The sequence below is a fragment of the Arthrobacter sp. B0490 genome (assembly GCF_002929355.1).
GTDB lineage: Bacteria > Actinomycetota > Actinomycetes > Actinomycetales > Micrococcaceae > Arthrobacter_D.
The window spans coordinates 1-1,358 of the sequence record NZ_PJIR01000043.1; the positions used below are offsets into that span (position 1 = coordinate 1).

Below are 1,358 nucleotides of genomic sequence, written 5' to 3' on the forward strand. Positions count from 1 at the left end.
ACGACCTGGCAGCTGTAGCCGAACTCGTTGTCGTACCAGACGTAGAGCACGGCGTGGTGTCCGTCGGCGATCGTCGCGAGTCCGTCCACGATGCCGGCGCGGCGTGAGCCGACGAAGTCGGTGGAGACCACTTCGGGGCTGTCGATGTAGTCCACCTGCTTGCGCATGCCGGAATGCAGCGACACCTCGCGGAGGTAGGTGTTCACGTCCTCCTTGGTGGTCGCGTGCTCGAGGGTGAGGTTCAGGATCGCGATGGACACGTCGGGGGTGGGAACGCGGATGGAGCTGCCGGTCAGCTTGCCGGCGAGTTCCGGGAGGGCCTTGGCGACGGCCGTCGCGGCCCCGGTCTCGGTGAGCACCATGTTCAGGGCGGCGGAGCGGCCCCGGCGGTCGCCGCGGTGGAAGTTGTCGATGAGGTTCTGGTCGTTCGTGAAGGAATGCACGGTCTCGACGTGGCCGTGCACGACGCCGAAGCGGTCGTTGATGGCCTTCAGGACCGGGGTGATGGCGTTGGTGGTGCAGGACGCGGCGGTGATGATGCGGTCGGTGTCCTCGATGGAGCCGTGGTTGATGCCGTGCACGATGTTCTTCAGCGCCCCCTTGCCCGGCGCGGTGAGGAGGACGCGGGCCACCCCGGTGCTTTGCAGGTGCCGGGACAGGCCTTCCTCGTCGCGCCAGCGGCCGGTGTTGTCGACGACGAGGGCGTCGGAGATGCCGTGGGCGGTGTAGTCGATGGTGGCGGGGTCGTCGGAGTAGATGACCTGGATCCGGATGCCGTTGGCGGTGATGGTGTTCGATGCCTCGTCGACCTGGATGGTCCCCTCGAAGGGTCCGTGCACGGAGTCGCGGCGGAGCAGGCTGGCCCGCTTGACGAGGTCGTTGTCGGAGCCGCGGCGCACGACGACGGCCCGCAGGCGCAGCCCGTGGCCGCCACCGGCCTTCTCGATGAGCAGGCGGGCCACGAGGCGGCCGATCCGGCCGAAGCCGTAGAGGACGACGTCCGTGCTGGTCCGTTCGTCGCGTCCGCCCTGGTCGACGATGTCGGCGAGTTCGGCGCGCAGGAACTCCTCGAGGGTCCGGGTGTCGCCGGCGTCCGCGGCGCGGTCGTAGGCGTTGCGCAGGCGACCGATGTCGATGGCCGCGGCCCCGAGGTCGAGGTCCGCGAGGATCTCGAGCAGGGGGGCGGTGTCCTCGAGGCGGAGCTCCTGGGTGGTGATGCGCCGCGCGAACCGGTGGGCCTTGAGGATGCTCATGGTGGACTTGTTGATCAGGCTGCGCCCGTGGATGCTCGTCACCACGTTGTTGGTGCGGTAGAGGCGCCCGATGAGCGGGATCATGGCCTCGGCGAGTGCCTCGCG

General features: G+C 69.0%; 1 protein-coding gene. It reads right to left on the reverse strand.

Annotated features, from left to right (window positions below):
• On the reverse strand, positions 1-1,358 hold a 1,358-nt coding region (locus CXQ97_RS18495; protein ID WP_258062775.1), incomplete at both ends, for a glyceraldehyde-3-phosphate dehydrogenase.